Annotated in this window: 18 protein-coding genes; 9 read left to right on the top strand and 9 right to left on the bottom strand. The window is 38.9% G+C overall.

Annotation, left to right across the window (positions count from 1 at the left end):
* Nucleotides 1-51: 51 nt before the first annotated feature.
* The 3 genes from ABJN95_RS07765 (at nucleotide 52) to ABJN95_RS07755 (ending at nucleotide 1,926) form a co-directional block, all read left to right on the top strand.
* Entirely contained in the window at nucleotides 52-360 is a 309-nt protein-coding gene (locus ABJN95_RS07765; protein ID WP_348369813.1) for a T9SS type A sorting domain-containing protein, read from the top strand.
* A gap of 171 nt (nucleotides 361-531) precedes the next feature.
* Complete coding sequence (locus tag ABJN95_RS07760; protein ID WP_348369812.1) at nucleotides 532-852, top strand: T9SS type A sorting domain-containing protein; 321 nt, start codon at nucleotides 532-534, stop codon at nucleotides 850-852.
* A 96-nt stretch (nucleotides 853-948) separates the two neighbouring features.
* The gene (locus tag ABJN95_RS07755; protein WP_348370079.1) at nucleotides 949-1,926 is read left to right on the top strand and encodes an acyl transferase; all 978 of its coding nucleotides are present in this window, start codon (nucleotides 949-951) and stop codon (nucleotides 1,924-1,926) included.
* Between the two features lie 356 nt (nucleotides 1,927-2,282).
* On the opposite strand, the gene tyrS is transcribed toward ABJN95_RS07755, so the two are convergent.
* A complete protein-coding gene (tyrS, locus tag ABJN95_RS07750) occupies nucleotides 2,283-3,581 on the bottom strand; it encodes a tyrosine--tRNA ligase (RefSeq protein ID WP_348369811.1) in 1,299 nt (432 codons plus the stop codon).
* Nucleotides 3,582-3,684: 103 nt separating this feature from the next.
* On the opposite strand from tyrS, the gene ABJN95_RS07745 reads away from it, so the two are divergent.
* Complete coding sequence (locus ABJN95_RS07745; RefSeq protein WP_348369810.1) at nucleotides 3,685-4,692, top strand: NAD-dependent epimerase/dehydratase family protein; 1,008 nt, start codon at nucleotides 3,685-3,687, stop codon at nucleotides 4,690-4,692.
* On the opposite strand, the gene ABJN95_RS07740 is transcribed toward ABJN95_RS07745, so the two are convergent.
* Genes ABJN95_RS07740 through ABJN95_RS07730 form a run of 3 tightly spaced genes read right to left on the bottom strand, consistent with a single transcriptional unit; the run spans nucleotide 4,652 to nucleotide 7,154 of the window.
* On the bottom strand, nucleotides 4,652-5,086 hold the full coding sequence (locus ABJN95_RS07740; RefSeq protein WP_348369809.1) for a DUF4296 domain-containing protein: 435 nt from the start codon (nucleotides 5,084-5,086) through the stop codon (nucleotides 4,652-4,654). The two genes, ABJN95_RS07745 and ABJN95_RS07740, sit on opposite strands and share 41 nt — an antisense overlap.
* A 2-nt stretch (nucleotides 5,087-5,088) precedes the next feature.
* A complete protein-coding gene (locus tag ABJN95_RS07735) occupies nucleotides 5,089-6,423 on the bottom strand; it encodes a dihydroorotase (protein WP_348369808.1) in 1,335 nt (444 codons plus the stop codon).
* Between the two features lie 2 nt (nucleotides 6,424-6,425).
* Nucleotides 6,426-7,154, bottom strand: a complete 729-nt coding sequence (locus ABJN95_RS07730) for a polyprenol monophosphomannose synthase (RefSeq protein ID WP_348369806.1) — start codon at nucleotides 7,152-7,154, stop codon at nucleotides 6,426-6,428.
* A 131-nt stretch (nucleotides 7,155-7,285) separates the two neighbouring features.
* Between ABJN95_RS07730 and ABJN95_RS07725 the strand changes: the two genes are divergently transcribed.
* The 3 genes from ABJN95_RS07725 to ABJN95_RS07715 all read left to right on the top strand — a co-directional run bounded on the left by ABJN95_RS07725 (nucleotide 7,286) and on the right by ABJN95_RS07715 (nucleotide 10,466).
* Nucleotides 7,286-8,953 carry a glycosyltransferase family 39 protein gene (locus ABJN95_RS07725; protein WP_348369804.1) on the top strand — a complete coding sequence of 556 codons (1,668 nt, stop codon included), beginning with the start codon at nucleotides 7,286-7,288 and terminating at the stop codon, nucleotides 8,951-8,953.
* The gene (locus ABJN95_RS07720) at nucleotides 8,953-9,615 is read left to right on the top strand and encodes a DUF4271 domain-containing protein (RefSeq protein WP_348369802.1); all 663 of its coding nucleotides are present in this window, start codon (nucleotides 8,953-8,955) and stop codon (nucleotides 9,613-9,615) included. Before ABJN95_RS07725 ends, ABJN95_RS07720 begins: the two co-directional genes overlap by 1 nt.
* A gap of 104 nt (nucleotides 9,616-9,719) precedes the next feature.
* Nucleotides 9,720-10,466, top strand: a complete 747-nt coding sequence (locus ABJN95_RS07715) for a uroporphyrinogen-III synthase (protein WP_348369800.1) — start codon at nucleotides 9,720-9,722, stop codon at nucleotides 10,464-10,466.
* A gap of 87 nt (nucleotides 10,467-10,553) precedes the next feature.
* Here the strand turns inward: ABJN95_RS07715 and pckA are convergent, their stop codons facing one another.
* Together pckA and ABJN95_RS07705 are read right to left on the bottom strand one after the other, a co-directional pair.
* Nucleotides 10,554-12,170, bottom strand: coding sequence for a phosphoenolpyruvate carboxykinase (ATP) (gene pckA, locus ABJN95_RS07710; RefSeq protein WP_348369799.1), 1,617 nt, complete (start codon nucleotides 12,168-12,170; stop codon nucleotides 10,554-10,556).
* 68 nt (nucleotides 12,171-12,238) lie between these two features.
* Complete coding sequence (locus tag ABJN95_RS07705) at nucleotides 12,239-12,625, bottom strand: DUF423 domain-containing protein (RefSeq protein ID WP_348369797.1); 387 nt, start codon at nucleotides 12,623-12,625, stop codon at nucleotides 12,239-12,241.
* Between the two features lie 83 nt (nucleotides 12,626-12,708).
* Between ABJN95_RS07705 and ABJN95_RS07700 the strand changes: the two genes are divergently transcribed.
* Nucleotides 12,709-14,082, top strand: coding sequence for a saccharopine dehydrogenase C-terminal domain-containing protein (locus ABJN95_RS07700; protein ID WP_348369796.1), 1,374 nt, complete (start codon nucleotides 12,709-12,711; stop codon nucleotides 14,080-14,082).
* A 97-nt stretch (nucleotides 14,083-14,179) separates the two neighbouring features.
* Entirely contained in the window at nucleotides 14,180-14,650 is a 471-nt protein-coding gene (locus ABJN95_RS07695; protein WP_348369794.1) for an Lrp/AsnC ligand binding domain-containing protein, read from the top strand.
* A gap of 11 nt (nucleotides 14,651-14,661) precedes the next feature.
* On the opposite strand, the gene ABJN95_RS07690 is transcribed toward ABJN95_RS07695, so the two are convergent.
* From ABJN95_RS07690 to ald, 3 genes are all read right to left on the bottom strand, one after another.
* Nucleotides 14,662-15,090, bottom strand: coding sequence for a GNAT family N-acetyltransferase (locus tag ABJN95_RS07690; protein ID WP_348369793.1), 429 nt, complete (start codon nucleotides 15,088-15,090; stop codon nucleotides 14,662-14,664).
* A gap of 71 nt (nucleotides 15,091-15,161) precedes the next feature.
* Nucleotides 15,162-15,860, bottom strand: coding sequence for a zinc metallopeptidase (locus ABJN95_RS07685; RefSeq protein WP_348369792.1), 699 nt, complete (start codon nucleotides 15,858-15,860; stop codon nucleotides 15,162-15,164).
* A 168-nt stretch (nucleotides 15,861-16,028) separates the two neighbouring features.
* The gene (gene ald, locus ABJN95_RS07680) at nucleotides 16,029-17,129 is read right to left on the bottom strand and encodes an alanine dehydrogenase (RefSeq protein WP_348369791.1); all 1,101 of its coding nucleotides are present in this window, start codon (nucleotides 17,127-17,129) and stop codon (nucleotides 16,029-16,031) included.
* Between the last annotated feature and the right edge of the window lie 23 nt (nucleotides 17,130-17,152).

Here is a 17,152-nt window from a genome sequence, read left to right as displayed (position 1 = left end):
TAGAACGTATTATTATTATATTTGTGGTATACATTTTGTTGACAATACTGTATGAAGCACCTTTACCTGATCGCTTTCTTCTTGTTTGTTTCTTTTAGCTACGCTCAAAACAGTGGTGCTAAGGGAGATATTGACGGGTTTAAACTCTACCCAAACCCGGTGACCAATGGTAAGGTTTATATCAGTACCGATGAAAATGCTGCAAAGAAAATCTTGATTTTTGATGTTCTTGGCACTCAAGTATTGGAAACAACAATTTTAGGCATAGAACTCAATCTTTCCGATTTAGATGCTGGCGTGTATGTACTTCGCGTTTATGAGAAAGACAAAGTCGCTACAAGAAAACTGATTATTAAGTAGTTAACCATCACATTTTCTTCCTTTTTGTTGTTATTTTCATCGTTGATTGGTAAAAAAAATCGATGAACTGTTAGTAAAAAATCGTTTACCTACAATTTGTCGAATTTCACAACAATATTTAGTTTACAAACTAGCTCTTCCCTTATCTTTATAATCCCAAATGCTTAACCTATGAAAAAATGCTACTTCGGCTTGCTGCTGCTGTTGACGCTATCTGCCTATGGGCAAGATACTACACACGTCAATCAGACTTTACCGGCAAAGGAATCATTTAAACTTTATCCAAACCCCGCTACAAGCAATGTGGTGTATATTACGACAGCCAAGAACGGACTTAAGGATATCGTAGTATACGATGTTTTTGGAGAAATCGTGCTTACTGACAAAATTATATCCAAATCGTTAAATATTTCGAGGCTTGTTGCCGGAGTATACGTATTACAAGTAACAGAAAACAACGATACGATGACGCGTAAATTGGTTGTAAAATAATACGCTTAACTCAAATTCTGAAAAGCCCTTGTTTGTTAGCAAGGGCTTTTGTTTTATTAGAGCTGCGGTATGTTTACTTTTACAGGAGAACTCAGCATGGAAGCCGCATCTATATTTAATATAAAAAATGATTCTGACTTTGAAGTGAGGGCTTTGGAAGTCTTTCAATTTCAATATCAGAATAATTTTGCATACCGAGAATTTTGCTCCCACTTGGGAAAGTCTCCAAAAGAAGTGCAACAAATTCTTGACATTCCTTTTTTACCTATCGAGTTCTTTAAGTCTAAGACCATAATAACGGGTGCAAAGAGCCCTCAAATTTCATTTTCAAGCAGTGGTACCACTGGAAAGCAAACAAGTCAGCATCATGTTGCAGATCTTCGTATCTATGAACAGAGTTACTTGACAGCCTTTCAGCAATTTTATGGGAATATTCAAGACTATTGTATTCTGGCATTACTGCCCTCCTATTTAGAGAGAGAAGATTCTTCACTTGTCTATATGGTAGCTGATCTTATTCATAAAAGTGGACATTCGGACAGTGGTTTCTATTTGGATGAATTTGATACACTAAAAAAGAAACTACTACAATTAGATTCTTCCGGAAGCAAAGTGTTGCTCATAGGAGTTTCATTTGCTTTGTTGAATTTTACGGAGAAATATCCGCTACAATTAAAAAATACAATTGTAATGGAAACGGGAGGTATGAAGGGCCGACGAAAGGAAATGATTCGTTTTGAACTCCATCAATCTTTAAAACAGGGGTTCGGAATCGATAGTATTCATTCTGAATACGGAATGACCGAACTGCTTTCTCAAGCCTATTCATCAGGAAACGGACTATTTAAAACACCAAATTGGATGAAGGTTTTGATCCGAGATACCGAAGACCCGCTTAGTTTTCAAAAAAGAGGAAAAACTGGTGGAATTAACATCATTGATTTGGCCAATATCAATTCATGCTCCTTTATCGCCACTCAAGACCTAGGAAAGCTTTACGCGGACGAAAGTTTTGAAATTTTGGGTCGTTTTGACCATTCTGATGTTCGCGGGTGTAATTTGATGGTGCTCTAATACCTGCCTTACCCACCTCCACCATGGTCCAAGTTAGCTTTGAGATAAAAATAGAACGTTCCTATTCCTATAAGCAGAAAAATAAAAATGACAAAACTATAACGAAAGACTGCCCTACTTTGGATTTTTGAAAAAAAACGCGCTAGGCCGCAAAATAGAAGTCCGAAGAGTAGAGCGACTATACTATATCCAAGCAAAAGCGGTTTGGCTGCCCTTTCAAATTCCGTAAGGTGACCATCAGGAAAACCCATTGAAATCGTGCTCATAAAGACTAGAACCGCAGATAAGAGGGCAATTGCAGATAAAAAATAAACTCCATTTTTAGTCCTAAACACAGCCTTGAGCGTCATACCGCATTAGTTCACTACCAAAACAAAATAGTTCCTTCTCCCTTTTTGCAAGAGTACGAACCTTTCATTGATTAAGTCCGAAGTGGTAATCATATAGTCTTCCTGTACCTTTTCTTTGTTTACCGAAATGGAATTTTGCTTGAGTTCTCTTCTCGCTTCGCCGTTAGAAGCTAAAAACCCCGTCTGAGCAGCTAAGGCTCCTATCATATCCAATCCTTCACCATTCAAGACAGACTTTGAAATTTCGGCCTGTGGCACCCCATCAAAAACATCTAAAAAGGTCTTTTCATCCAACTTTTTCAAAGCATCGGAAGTAGATTTTCCAAAGAGAATAGCGCTAGCCGCGATGGCATTATCCAAATCGTCTTGTGAATGAACGGCCCTGGTAATTTCTTCCGCCAACCGTTTTTGCAAGATCCTTTGGTGAGGAGCTTCAGCATGTTCGGAAACCAAATTTTCTATCTTCTCTTTTGAAAGAAACGTAAATATTTTGATATACTTTTCGGCATCAGCATCTGAGGTATTTAACCAATACTGGTAGAACTTGTAAGGCGATGTTCTTTCTGTATCCAGCCAAATATTACCACTTTCCGTTTTGCCGAACTTGGTGCCGTCGGCTTTGGTAATCAATGGGCATGTAAGGGCATACCCTTTGCCACCGCCGATTCTACGAATCAACTCTGTTCCGGTAGTAATATTTCCCCATTGATCACTACCTCCCATTTGCAAGGAACAATTGTATTTTTGGTAGAGATATAGGAAATCATAACCCTGAACCAATTGATAGGTAAACTCGGTAAAAGACATGCCTTCTTTTGCTTCAGCCGACAACCTCTTTTTAACTGAATCTTTGGCCATCATATAGTTGACTGTAAGGTGTTTCCCCACATCACGTATAAAATCTAAAAATGAGAAATCCTTCATCCAGTCATAATTATTGACCAAAACGGCGGCATTTTCGGCTTCACTGCTAAAATCTAAAAAACGCGATAACTGTTCTTTTAAAGCTTCTTGGTTATGGCGAAGGGTAGGTTCGTCTAACAGATTGCGTTCTGCCGATTTCCCAGAAGGATCACCAATCATTCCGGTCGCACCCCCAATTAAGGCAAAAGGTTTATGGCCTGCCAACTGAAAATGACGTAACATCATCACACCCACCAAATGCCCGATATGAAGTGAATCGGCAGTTGGGTCGATACCAACATAAGCTGATTTCATACCGCTCAAAAGATGTTCTTCTGTACCCGGCATTGCATCATGCAACATTCCTCGCCATTTTAATTCTTCAACAAAGTTGGTAGCCATTTTAAATCAAGTTTAGCATTCTGTGCAAATATAAAAGGAAATATTGCGCTTTTCCTGAAGTATCAAAAGGAAATTATCCACGTGTATTCGCTAACTTTGAACTATGGTTTTAGTCACCGGAGGAACTGGTTTAGTTGGGGCGCACTTACTCTTGCATTTGCTACAGAAAGGTATTCGAGTTCGCGCCATATATCGGCAAGAAAGTAAGCTAAACCGTGTACAAAACGTTTTCGGATATTACGCCAAAAATGCATCTTCACTTTTTGAGGCCATTGATTGGGTTAAAGCTGATCTTAATGACATTCCAGAACTCCAACATGCTTTTCAAGACGTAGACTATGTATATCACGCCGCTGCCCTTATTTCTTTTGACCCAAGGGATTACAAAAAGCTACTAAAAATCAATGCTGAAGGCACGGCAAACATTGTGAATTTGTGCATTTCAAATAATATTAAAAAGCTTTGTTACGTCAGTACTATTGGCACTATTGGAAAAAGTGTAACCAACACCCTCGCAACCGAAGATAATGAATGGAACGATCAGAACGTAAACGTTTATGCGCTTTCGAAATATGAAGCTGAAATGGAAGTTTGGCGGGGTTCACAAGAAGGTCTTTCGGTGGTAATGGTAAATCCTGGAGTCATACTCGGACCTGGTTTTTGGGATACAGGTAGCGGTGCACTTTTCACTACTGCAAATAAAGGCTATTCTTTTTACCCCCCCGGAGGCACTGGATTTATAACGGTAGACGATGTCGTTAAAATGATGACTTTACTAATGGATTCGCAAATTGAAAACGAGCGATTTATTGCGGTAGCTGAAAATCTTTCATTTCAAGAAATTTTGAATCGATTAACCAGAGCTTTAGATCAACCAGGGCCCTCCAAAAAATTAAAATATTGGCAGTTAGAAATAGGGCGTATTGGAGACTCCATTTGGAGCGCCTTAACTGGAAACCCGCGTAGAATTACAAAAAATTCGATTCATTCGATGAAACACCGTGACCTATACGAAAATCAAAAAATACAAGAAATTTTAGGCTTTGAATTTGAGTCACTAGAACCGACAATCACTTTTTCTTGCCGTCTTTTTTTGGAAGAGAATCCTTAGGTATCAATCCTTTAGGTGTAGCTTTTGCCTCTGCGGCCTTCAAACTATCCTTTATTTTTTTGGCCTGTGTAATACGCTCCTTTTCAGCTTCCAATTTTGCTTCTACCGCCGTGTAAATCTCTTCATGTTCTTCGGGTATAGAGGCATAGTAGCGATCACTTTCAACAAACTGAATACTATCCACACCGTACTTCGTGAAAATATAGGTTGTAGGTTCTATATCGTGCTTTCTCAAAATCTGTGCGTTGGTCACTTTGGCTGCATTTACAATAGCCAAATCGTTCAGAATCAAGACCATTTTTTCTTTGGGAATAAGATTGGCAGGCTTGTCCATTAACTTTTCGGCACAGGACAAGAACAAGGTAATCAAGAGAAGTGGAAGTGCTTTTTTCATAACTAGCGTTCAAAGGTCAACCTTCTTGCATTTCGTTCATCAGAAAAATTGCCATTTTCAAAAGCCAAATGTCCGTTTACAAAAGTATGAGTTATTTTAGAAGCAAAGGTAAAGCCGTCAAATGGAGACCATCCACATTTATAAAAGGTGTTTCCGCTGGTCACTTGCCATGCACTATCCAAATCGACCAAAACCAAGTCTGCAAAATAACCTTCCCTAATAAAGCCGCGTTTTTCTATATCAAAAAGTTTCGCTGGGTTGTGGCACATTTTCTCCACTATTTTTTCCAAAGAGATCATTTTTTCGCTATACTTTTGAAGCATTGCTGGCAACGCATGTTGCACCAAAGGCCCACCAGAAGGGGCTCTCGTATAAATATTATCTTTTTCCTCCAAAAGATGGGGGGCATGATCAGTGGCAATAACATCAATGCGATCATCCAACAAAGCTTCCCATAGCTTTTCACGATCAGAAATCGTCTTGACAGCTGGATTCCACTTGATTAAAGTGCCTTTGGTTTCATAGTCCTCATCTGAAAACCACAAGTGATGAATGCATACTTCTGCAGTTATCTTCTTTTCTTCTAAAGGAATATCATTGCGAAACAGGTCCATTTCCTTAGCCGTGGACAGATGAAAAACGTGTAATCGTGCTCCGGTTTTTTTGGCGAGAGCTATGGCTTTTGAAGAAGAAAGGTAACATGCTTCCTCACTTCGTATCAAAGGATGGTATTTTACAGGAATATCTTCGCCAAACTCCTCTTTAAATTTTGCCAAATTGCGTCGGATAGTACCTTCATCTTCGCAATGTGCTGAGATTACCATTTCTGTACTTCGAAAAATATTTTCCAGTACTTCCTCGTTGTCAACCAACATATTTCCGGTAGAAGAACCCAAGAACAACTTTACGCCTGAGCAAGCCTTGCTATCTAAGCGTTTTAGCTCTTCTAAATTGTCATTTGTGCCGCCAAACAAAAAAGAATAGTTCGCATAAGACGAAGCACCTGCCATCGCGAACTTTTCTTCCAACTTTTTTATAGTCGTTGTTTGCGGATTTGTATTCGGTTGCTCCATAAAAGTGGTTATTCCACCTGAAATGGCAGCTCTGCTTTCAGAGGCAATATTTCCCTTATGTGTTAGGCCGGGCTCTCTGAAGTGTACTTGATCATCGATTATTCCAGGCAACAAATACTTCCCGCTAGCATCAATAACTTTGGCTTCGGCATCAGAGATATCTTTTCCAATTTTTTGAATACGATCATCCTGAATCAAAACATCCGACTCAAAAATGGTGTTTTCATTTACTATAGTAGCATTCTTGATAAGCTGTTTTGCCATTCTTAAAACCTATTTTTTTGAAACAAACTGTTCCATTTCATTTTTAAAACTCCAAAAATAGCTTCGCTAACGATAGAGGAACTCATTTTAGATTTCCCTTTTACACGATCTCTAAAAATAATTGAAACTTCCTCTATGCTATAATTCCTTACATATGCCCTAAACTTCATTTCAATCTGAAAAGCATAGCCCACGAAACGAATGGAATCTAAATTAATATTTTCTAACACATGCCTTTTATAGCACACAAAACCTGCTGTGGGATCATGCACTCGCATACCCGTGATCATTTTTACATAAAAGGATGCTCCATAAGATAGTAAGACCCTGTATAAAGGCCAGTTTACCACATTCACTCCTTTCTTATACCGCGAGCCAACGGCAACGTCAGCACCATTCTTACAGACAGTGTGCAAACGCAACAAATCAGAGGGAGTGTGCGAAAAATCAGCATCCATTTCAAAGATGTAATCATATTTTCGCGCTATGGCCCACTTGAAACCATGAATATAGGCCGTGCCAAGTCCAGATTTTTCTTTTCTTATTTCCAAAAACAACCTATCGCCGAATTCCTTTTGTAAGCGCTGTACGACTGCTGCGGTACCATCGGGGGAGTTATCATCAACAATAAGAACATGAAAATTAGTCCTTAATTCAAAAACCGCCCTGATAATTGCCTCAACGTTCTCAATTTCATTGTAGGTAGGGATAATAACTAAGCTATCAGACATTCAATTGGTTTGATTTCAGCAAAAATAGTGTTTTCATAAGTGCCGAAAAGTGACATTGGTCGTTTTATGATTTTTTTAAATCGAAGTTTAAATGCTAGAATTCGTAATTTTGGCGAGAATAATCGCAACACATGTTTCAAAAACTGCCCAAGCTTTTTTTCTTTCTCTTAGGATCGATTTTAATACTAAACCTACTACAAGCTTATTATACAGAGCTTATTTTCGACGAAGCATACTACTGGTACTATGCAAAAAACCTTGACTGGGGTTACTTTGATCATCCTCCAATGGTAGCTTGGTTAATCAAGGCAAGTAGCTTTTTTTTCAAAGACGAATTAGGAGTTCGCTTTATGAGTTGTGTTTTTTCGGCTGCCACTTTGATTATTTTATGGTTGCTAATCGATCACCAAAAAAAGAAGGATTACGTACTGCATTTTTTCGTAGTTGCATTTTCGATGACCCTACTAAACGCCTATGGTTTCTTTACATTGCCAGATACCCCACTTTTGTTTTTTACCGCACTGTTTCTATTAGTATATAAACGATTTATAACCTCACCTTCGGTGCTTTTGTCCTTAGTTTTAGGGGTGGTCATGGCGGCCTTAATGTACAGCAAGTATCATGCGATTTTAGTGATTGTGTTTGTGCTGCTTTCCAATCTAAAATTGATAACCAGCAAATATGCGTGGTTAGCGGTTTTTGTAGCACTCTTATGCTATGCCCCACACTTTGTTTGGTTGTACGAAAATGATTTTGTTTCTATACGATATCATCTGTTTGAACGTCCAAATCAAGCCTATAGCTTTAACAAGTTCACCTTGGGGTATTTCGTGAATCTCATGGCCATATTCGGCCTCACTTTTCCGTTTGCATATTATATCTTATTCAAGTCAAGACCGCAAAACACCTTCAACAAAGCACTAGTCTATTTAACCTACGGAGTGCTCCTTTTCTTTTTTGTTTCAAGTTTTTCCAAACGGGTGCAAACACAGTGGATTATTGTGATTTCAATTCCCATGGTTTTAATCGTATTTAACTATATCTTAGAAAATGAGAAGATTAGAAAGTGGTTCTTCGGTTTGGCAATTGCAAACATAATCATACTTCTATATCTTAGAGTGGGTCTTATTTACGAGCCTTTTTTTCCTATAGTTTTTGAATCTCATGGCAACAAAGAATGGGTGGATCGATTGGAGTATGATGTTTGGGATATTCCAGTAGTTTTTGAGAACTCTTATCGAAATGCACCGATGTATGAGTTTTATTCAGGTAGAAAAGCCATTTCATTAAACAATATCAATTACCGGCAAAATCAATATTCAATTGATGATGCTGAGGCCAGTGTTCAGCATAATAGAGTTTTTTATGTGACGCCTTATACGCGTATAGCAGGCTTTGCCTACCCTAGATCGAATGGTCAACTCTTTTATGGGGAATACATCGAGCATTTCGAATCTTTTCGCAGATTGAAGTGTATAGTGGAAAAAGATGAATTGGAATTTGATTTGAACAAGACCCTTGTTATGAAAGTATACAACCCCTACAAGGTGACTATTCCTTTGCATAAACTTAAATTCGGATTGGCGTATCTGAATGATTATAAAGAAGTACGTGATGTTCGAAAAATTGTAGCCTCTCCTATTGATACAACAATTTTAGCCTTGAAATCAAATGATACTGTAAATTTTACGTTTAAACTACCAAAAACCAAAATGGAAAACCCAGGATACTTCAGATTAGGTATCTCGGAAAATAATCTCCCATACGGACTCAACGGCAACAATATCAAACTCAAATAGTGGAACCAACTCTTCGAAACATAGAAAATATTGATTGGGTTACCCTCCTCATCTTTGGCAGTCTGATATTGGTGGTGCTTGCCAAGACTACTTTTTACAATCGATTTTTGAATTTTATCATCTTACCCTTTAACAACAAGTACATTTTCATGTATAACAAAAAGGAAAAGCTGATCAATTGGTTTCATATTTTTTTTACGGTCTTTCAGGTATTCAACTTTTCGCTATTCTTATACTTATCTTGGAAGGCTATTTTCGGTCCTTTGAAAGAACCAGATCTAAATTCCTATTTGTACCCAATCATACTAGGCACTTTATTCCTTTTTTTAGTTGTAAAAGTACTTTTGCAGTTAGGAAATGGTTTTATTTTCAATTCAAATAAAATCATAAGCGAGCTAATTTTTAAGAAGCTGTCCTACTTAAATCACAGCGGCTTAATCATGTTCATGGCAAACATTATTCTAACTTATGTTTTTAAAGATTCAAAAGCTGTAATTTATGGAACATTTTTCTTGATTCTTTTAATAAATGGAATAGGATGGGTCACCTTATTGAGGAATCATCAAAAATTCATTGCCAACAACTTTTTCTATTTTATTTTGTACCTTTGCGCACTCGAAATTGCTCCTTGGGTAATTATAGGAGGTTATTTAAGAGATTGATCTGTAGGCAAGAAGCCTGTGATAATTTTGGCAGAAGTTTGAAGAGTTATTAACAGCGTTCGCAGACTGCCTTATCTGACCAAAGGAACGAAAAACAGTTGTAGATGAAAGTAAAGACGATTTTGGTGTCTCAACCAGAACCGAAGATGGAAAACTCTCCTTATTCGAAACTAATTAATAAGGAAAAAGTTAAAGTCGATTTTAGACCTTTCATTCATGTGGAAGGTGTTGATGCCAAAGAGGTTCGTCAGCAAAAAATTGACCTCAATAATTATACAGCCATTATACTTACTAGTCGTAATGCCGTAGATCATTTTTTCAGAATCGCTGAAGAAATGCGTTTCAAAGTACCCGATGCTATGAAGTATTTCTGCCAGTCAGAAGCTGTGGCATACTACCTTCAGAAATATGTAGTGTATCGCAAGCGTAAGATTTATGTAGGCAAAATGAATTTTCCTGATTTGGCGTTATTATTTAAAAAATATAAGGATGAGAAGTTTCTTTTGCCTTCTTCAGATTCATTGAAGGCCATTGTTCCTGAGACCTTAGACAAACTTGGAATTGATTGGACTAGAGGTATTTTTTATAAGACCGTAATTAGTGACCTTTCAGACTTAAAAGAAGTCTATTATGATGTCTTGGTTTTCTTTAGTCCCTCTGGTATTGAATCACTTTTAAAGAATTTTCCCGATTTTGAGCAGAACGACACTAGAATAGCAGTTTTCGGAAATTCTACCGTTAAAGCGGCAACTGAAGCTGGGTTACGATGCGATATTAAAGCTCCTACTCCAGAAACTCCTTCCATGACAATGGCGTTGCAGAAATACATAAATGCAGCGAACAAAAGATAAACGTTATTACGCAAATTAAAAAAGGTCCCTGAATTATAATTCAGGGACCTTTTTTTTAGGCCTACCAGCTTTAGATGCTTGTTTCAACTAATAAGCATATCGCTGTGGTCCGCCACGACGTATTTCTTCACTTGCATAGGATTCAAACTGTTTGAAGTTTTCTCGGAAGGCATTGGTTAGCTTAAAAGCTGTAGTATAGTACGCTTCATCGTCATTCCATGTGGCCCTCGGACTTAACACTTCAGTTGGCACCCCCGGACAAGATCTAGGTTGCGCCACTCCAAAAACAGAATGGATATGATAATCATCATAAGTATACAAGCCCAAATCACCGTTTAAAACGGCATTGATCATAGCTCGGGTATACTTTAACTTCATACGCGTTCCGATGCCATAAGGGCCACCAGTCCATCCTGTATTTACCAACCAGACATTAACCCCTGCGTCTTGCATTTTTTTACTCAACATTTCTGCATATTTTGTTGGATGTAAAGGCATAAAAGGAGCGCCAAAACAAGCAGAAAATGACGGTATAGGTTCTTTTACTCCGGCTTCCGTACCAGCTACTTTTGCCGTATAACCTGATATAAAATGATAGGCTGCTTGGCTCGGCGTTAATTTAGATATTGGTGGTAATACTCCAAAAGCATCGGCAGTTAAAAAGAAAATATTCTTCGGATTTTTGCCTAGCGAGGGTTGTTTGATGTTTTCAATATGATAAATAGGATAACTGACCCGTGTATTTTGAGTAATAGAGGTATCCTCGAAGTTGACCACGCCTTGGTCATTCATGATGACATTTTCAAGGATGGCTCCTTTTTTAATCGCACCATAAATTTCAGGTTCTTGTTCGGCAGACAAATTAATCACTTTTGCATAACATCCTCCTTCAAAATTAAAGACCGCATTTTCATTGTTCCAACCGTGCTCATCATCACCAATCAGCTTTCTATTTGCGTCAGTTGACAAGGTAGTTTTTCCGGTACCTGATAGACCAAAAAAGATGGCCGTATCTCCCTTCTTACCCACATTGGCAGAGCAATGCATGGGTAAGGTATTCTTCTGTACAGGAAGAATGAAATTCAAAGCTGAAAAGATTCCCTTTTTTATTTCACCAGTATATCCCGTACCTCCGATTAAAGCAATCTTTTTTGTAAAGTTCAAAATAGCAAAATTATGCTGACGCGTGCCATCAGCTTCCGCAACAGCCATAAAGCCAGGTGCATTGACAACTATCCATTCAGGATCAAAATTTTTCAACTCTACCTTTGTAGGACGAATAAACATGTTGTAGGCGAACATATTGCTCCACGGATATTCATTAATCACTCGAATGTTCATACGGTAATTGGCATCAGCACAAGCATAACAATCTCTAACAAAGAGTTCTTTGTCTCCCAAATAATTTACCACCTTATCGTATAAGGCATCAAATTTTGAGGGCTCAAAAGGAATGTTGATATCGCCCCACCAGACTTTATCTTTTGTAATTTCGTCCTTAACAATGAAGCGGTCCATAGGAGATCTCCCAGTGAACTCTCCTGTATTGACTGCAAGAGCTCCTGAAGAAGCCTCTTTACCCATTTTTTTGGCCAAAGTAATTTCCTGAAGTTTTGCAGGTGAGAGCTGATAATGTACGTTGTGATGTTTGATTCCGTAAGCTTCAAGCGAAACGGTGGCGGTGACTTTTTTCGAATTATTCATTCAATGTCTATTTTGATAGGTCAAAATTATTGAAAATTTATTCTTTTGCCTTATAAAATGAGAATATATTAGCTAAAATGCCTGTGTGCTCGATAACCTAGAAGCAACCAGCCAGAAATAAGAAGTAATCCTCCTACTGGGGTCATAAATCCTAGCGTCTTAAAATCGAAAGAAGTCAAACCATTAGTTGATAGAAGGTAAATTGAAAATGAAAAAAGTACCATTCCTGCTACCATCAAATAGTAAATCGATTTTTTACTTTGCTCTGGTAAGCGGTTGGTACTTCCCAGAACCAAAAGAAGAAGGGAATGATACATTTGATATCTCACTCCCGTTTCAAAGGTTTGTATGGCCTCAGCATCAACCAACTCCTCCAATCCATGTGCCCCAAAGGCTCCTAAGACTACCGCAAGCACGCCAAACACAATTCCTGTTAAAAATATTGTTCTGTTCATAACTTAGACAGCATATTTTTTTATAAATGTAACAATTTGATACCTTAGTATTTCGTTTACAAAAGTAACCAATCGGAAAGCTAATGCGTAAAATACTTGTGGTCGGAGCCGGAAAATCGACATCATATCTAATTGATTATTTTTTGGAAAAGGCAGAACTGGAAAAACTTCATCTGACTATTGGTGATATTAATCCGAATGGGATTTCTTCCGCTATCGGCAACCATAGCGCATGTACCGTGCTGCAGCTTGATGTTTTTCAAGACGAGGCACGTAGAAAAATAATAGCGAATAATGATATTGTAGTGTCGATGCTTCCGGCACGTATGCACATGAAAGTAGCTGAGGATTGCATTGCCTTTGCAAAACATCTTGTAACCGCTTCTTATGTAAGCAAAGAAATCAAAACCTTAGATGGCCAAGCTAAAGAAAAAGGGCTGGTTTTCATGAACGAAATAGGTCTAGATCCCGGAATCGATCATATGAGTGCTATGCAGGTTATTGATCGAATTCGTGAAAAAGGCGGCAAGATGATTCTTTTTGAATCATTTACCGGTGGCTTGGTGGCACCCGAAAGTGACACTAATCTTTGGAACTATAAATTCACTTGGAACCCAAGAAATGTTGTGTTAGCCGGTCAAGGCGGCGCGGCTAAATTTATTCAAGAAGGCACCTATAAATACATTCCCTATCATAAACTATTTCGACGAACCGAGTTTTTTGAAATTGAAGGCTACGGAAGATTCGAAGGATATGCCAATCGCGATTCGTTAAATTATAGAGAAGCCTATGGTTTAGAAGATGTACTAACATTGTATCGCGGCACCATGCGCAGAGTAGGATTTTCGAGAGCATGGGATATTTTTGTTCAACTCGGAATGACTGACGACAGCTATATGATTGAGAATTCTGAGGGCATGAGCTATCGTGAGTTTACCAACTCCTTTCTTCCGTATTCTTCAACTGATTCTGTTGAGTTGAAACTACGTCATTATCTAAAAATGGCACAAGATGATATCAAGTGGTTAAAACTGCAAGAATTAAATTTATTCGATGCCAACAAGACCATCCCCATAAAAAATGGGACACCTGCGCAACTACTCCAATTCATTCTAGAAGACAGTTGGTCACTCAATGAGGAGGATAAAGACATGATCGTAATGTATCATAAATTTGGCTATGAATTGAACGGAAAACAACACCAAATCGATGCAAATACCGTGGTTAAAGGAGAGAGCAGAACACATACCGCAATGGCAAAAACAGTGGGGTTACCCGTCGCGATTGCCACCTTGGCTATTTTGAACAAAAAAATTACCAGCCCGGGAGTGCAAATCCCTATCAAAAAAGAAGTATACGACCCAATTCTTGAAGAACTAAAAGATTATGGAATCACTTTTAAAGAATACGACGTGCCTTATCTAGGATATAATCCCGAGTCGGTTTATGATAAATAAATAGAGGCCTAAAACGCTAGCTCAGAACAGGGCAGAAATTACTACAATCAATTTCGTACATTATAGTTACTTTTACTTTTATTCTGAAACTGTAAAGATGAAATCCAATTCCAAAAACGTAAAAATTGACGGAATCGACAAAAAAATATTAAGATTCTTAATGTCCGATGCACGAAAACCTGTATTGGAGATCGCACGAAACATCGGTATCTCAGGTGCAGCAATTCACCAACGTTTGCGGAAGTTAGAAGCATCGGGACTCTTGGCCGGTTCGAAGTTTGTGATCAACCCGAAGGTAATGGGATATACTACCATGGCCTATATCGGAATCTTTTTAGATAAAGCCATGAGCAACCCGGTAGCGGTAAAGCAGTTGAAAGAGATTCCTGAAGTTTTGGAATGTCATTATACAACAGGCAATTGGTCAATTTTAATAAAAGTGCTCTGCAAAGACAACGAGCACTTGATGCACGTGTTAAACAAAGAAATACAGCAGATCGAAGGAGTTTCACGAACAGAGACCTTTATTTCTTTGGAGCAGCAAATCGATCGACAGATATCTATTTAAGTTCGAACACCTCAATCAAATTCGTAAAGTATGAATGGCTCATCATCAGGTTTCCCCCCGGAAGCTTCGTAACACTTTTGGGCGGCAATATTCGACTTTTCTGTACCAATCCAAGCTTCTAGACAGCCCAATTCTTTGCCATAATTCCAAAGCGCTTTAACAAGTGCCTTTCCAATACCACGATTTTGAAAAGCTTCTAGTACCCCCACCTCATTCATAAAGAGTTCAGGGTCTTTGTCAGGATGCACATAATGAAACCCAGAAGCCATTCCAACCACGTTTTCACCGTCAAAAGCCAAGAACAAGTGGTGCCTTGCATCATTGAGAAACTCTATTGCCCGATTTCGTTTTATCGGATAATCGAACAAAGCATTGCCTACTTTTTCAATAGCGTCTACATCGGTAATTGTCGCCAGTCGAATTACAATACTACGTTGCATAGGTATATTTGGTTAGAAAAAAACCTGTTCAAAACTTATTAGAACAGCTTTGATATCGATTTCAATGCACACTAATCTCTACTTGCAACCCGCATTGCAAAATAGATTAAGGTAGCCAACGCTCCCAGGGCAGCAACCAAATAGGTTCTGGCGGCCCACTTCAAGGCATCTTCCGCACCTGCGTATTCTTGCTGACTCACCATATTCTTGTTCTTCAACCAAGCCAACGCTCGATTACTTGCGTCATATTCTACAGGGAGGGTAATGAAGCTAAATAAGGTGCCGATGCCATATAAGCCTACACCTATCCAAGCTATTGTTCCCCCGATCGCCGTGGTCTGCATCAGCATTAACCCTCCCAAAATTACCCACATGGAAAGCCGAGAAGTAACGTTCAATACGGGTACCAACCGAGATCGCATTCCCAACCACTCATACGCCGTAGCGTGTTGCACTGCATGACCGCATTCATGCGCTGCTACTGCAGCTGCAGATGCATTTCTTTGGGCAAAGACCCCCTCGCTCAAGTTAACAGTTTTATTGGTGGGATTGTAATGATCTGTCAACATACCAGGGGTGGAAATCACTTTCACATCGCGAATACCATGATCCGCCAACATTTTTTCAGCAATCTCGGCACCGCTCATTCCGTTACGCAATTGTACTTGGGAGTACTTTTTAAATTTACTTTTTAAACGGTTACTTACCAGCATGCTGAACAGTCCGAAAACAGCAGCAATTGCAATGTAACCTATATCAAATCCAAACATATTTTTTGTGTTTTATTTTATACTTAAAGATACTAAAGATCACCTTCGCTACAAAAGTCCTTCAACAGTGTACGCAACGATTGAAACCGAAAGACGGAGGTTGACCATTAGTTAAAAGCAAAAACCCCGCCAGAGTGGGGCAGGGTGTTTTTTATGACAAAATGTCTATTATACTACTTCAGCTTTCCAGCCAAAAGCTTCAATAATCTCATGATAGACCACCTCACCTTTCACAATATTCAAACCTTTTTGCAAAGATGCATCAAGGTCGGTTGCTCTTTCCCATCCTAAATTCCCCAATTTTAGTACATAGGGCAATGTCACATTGGTCAATGCTACCGTAGATGTGTACGGTACTGCCCCCGGCATATTAGCTACCGAGTAATGAACGACGTCATCAATAATATATACAGGATCCTCGTGAGTGGTAGGTCTGGTGGTTTCAACGCAGCCTCCTTGATCTACGGCAACATCTACGATAACCGTACCAGGGCGCATTTTCTTTAACATATCTCTGGTAATCAGGTTGGGTGCTTTTGCTCCTTTCAACAAAACGCCGCCAATGATCAAGTCATGGGTCTTTATATGCTTTCGAATATTGAATTCGTTCGAAAACTCGGTCACTACATGCGAGGGCATAACATCATTTACATAGCGCAATCTTTTCATATTGACATCCATAATGGTTACATGCGCACCCAAACCTGCAGCCATTTTTGCAGCTTGAATTCCTACTACCCCCGCTCCAAGAACTAATACTTTACCTGGCTGTACTCCGGGCACGCCTCCTAATAACACCCCTCGGCCTTTTACTGGCTTTTCTAAATAGCGTGCTCCTTGTTGAATTGCCATACGACCTGCAACCTCTGACATAGGCGTTAACAAGGGAAGTGCTCCATCCTCGTCTTCAACGGTTTCATATGCGATGCAAATCGCTTGACTATCTACCATGGCCTTGGTCAATGATTCACTTGAAGCAAAATGAAAATAAGTAAAAACAATCTGATCTTTTTGAACCAATTCGTACTCTTCGGCTATAGGCTCTTTAACCTTTACAATCATTTCACTCATGGCATATACAAGACCGATTGTATCTAAGAGTATGGCTCCTGCGCTCTTATAATCACCGTCTGAAAATCCACTGCCTTCGCCGGCACCAGATTGCACGTATACTGTATGATCGTTCTTTACCAACTCAAAAACTCCTGAGGGGGTCATACCTACACGATTTTCATTGTTCTTTATCTCTTTTGGGACACCTATTTTCATTATAGTACAATTTTAGAATTCAT

This window comes from Maribacter sp., from assembly GCF_039974175.1.
Lineage (GTDB): Bacteria > Bacteroidota > Bacteroidia > Flavobacteriales > Flavobacteriaceae > Maribacter_C.
Note: the sequence above shows the minus strand (reverse complement) of the source record. Positions and strands in the feature narration are given on the sequence as shown.

Coding starts and splice junctions, on each gene's coding strand:
- ABJN95_RS07700 (WP_348369796.1), top strand. CDS start 12,709: ATGCGTAAAATACTTGTGGTCGGAGCCGGAAAATCGACATCATATCTA.
- ABJN95_RS07740 (WP_348369809.1), bottom strand. CDS start 5,086: ATGAAAAAAGCACTTCCACTTCTCTTGATTACCTTGTTCTTGTCCTGT.
- tyrS (WP_348369811.1), bottom strand. CDS start 3,581: ATGGCTACCAACTTTGTTGAAGAATTAAAATGGCGAGGAATGTTGCAT.
- ABJN95_RS07685 (WP_348369792.1), bottom strand. CDS start 15,860: ATGTTTGGATTTGATATAGGTTACATTGCAATTGCTGCTGTTTTCGGA.
- ABJN95_RS07755 (WP_348370079.1), top strand. CDS start 949: ATGGAAGCCGCATCTATATTTAATATAAAAAATGATTCTGACTTTGAA.
- ABJN95_RS07765 (WP_348369813.1), top strand. CDS start 52: ATGAAGCACCTTTACCTGATCGCTTTCTTCTTGTTTGTTTCTTTTAGC.
- ABJN95_RS07730 (WP_348369806.1), bottom strand. CDS start 7,154: ATGTCTGATAGCTTAGTTATTATCCCTACCTACAATGAAATTGAGAAC.
- ABJN95_RS07760 (WP_348369812.1), top strand. CDS start 532: ATGAAAAAATGCTACTTCGGCTTGCTGCTGCTGTTGACGCTATCTGCC.
- ABJN95_RS07735 (WP_348369808.1), bottom strand. CDS start 6,423: ATGGCAAAACAGCTTATCAAGAATGCTACTATAGTAAATGAAAACACC.
- pckA (WP_348369799.1), bottom strand. CDS start 12,170: ATGAATAATTCGAAAAAAGTCACCGCCACCGTTTCGCTTGAAGCTTAC.
- ald (WP_348369791.1), bottom strand. CDS start 17,129: ATGAAAATAGGTGTCCCAAAAGAGATAAAGAACAATGAAAATCGTGTA.
- ABJN95_RS07725 (WP_348369804.1), top strand. CDS start 7,286: ATGTTTCAAAAACTGCCCAAGCTTTTTTTCTTTCTCTTAGGATCGATT.
- ABJN95_RS07695 (WP_348369794.1), top strand. CDS start 14,180: ATGAAATCCAATTCCAAAAACGTAAAAATTGACGGAATCGACAAAAAA.
- ABJN95_RS07745 (WP_348369810.1), top strand. CDS start 3,685: ATGGTTTTAGTCACCGGAGGAACTGGTTTAGTTGGGGCGCACTTACTC.
- ABJN95_RS07690 (WP_348369793.1), bottom strand. CDS start 15,090: ATGCAACGTAGTATTGTAATTCGACTGGCGACAATTACCGATGTAGAC.
- ABJN95_RS07715 (WP_348369800.1), top strand. CDS start 9,720: ATGAAAGTAAAGACGATTTTGGTGTCTCAACCAGAACCGAAGATGGAA.
- ABJN95_RS07705 (WP_348369797.1), bottom strand. CDS start 12,625: ATGAACAGAACAATATTTTTAACAGGAATTGTGTTTGGCGTGCTTGCG.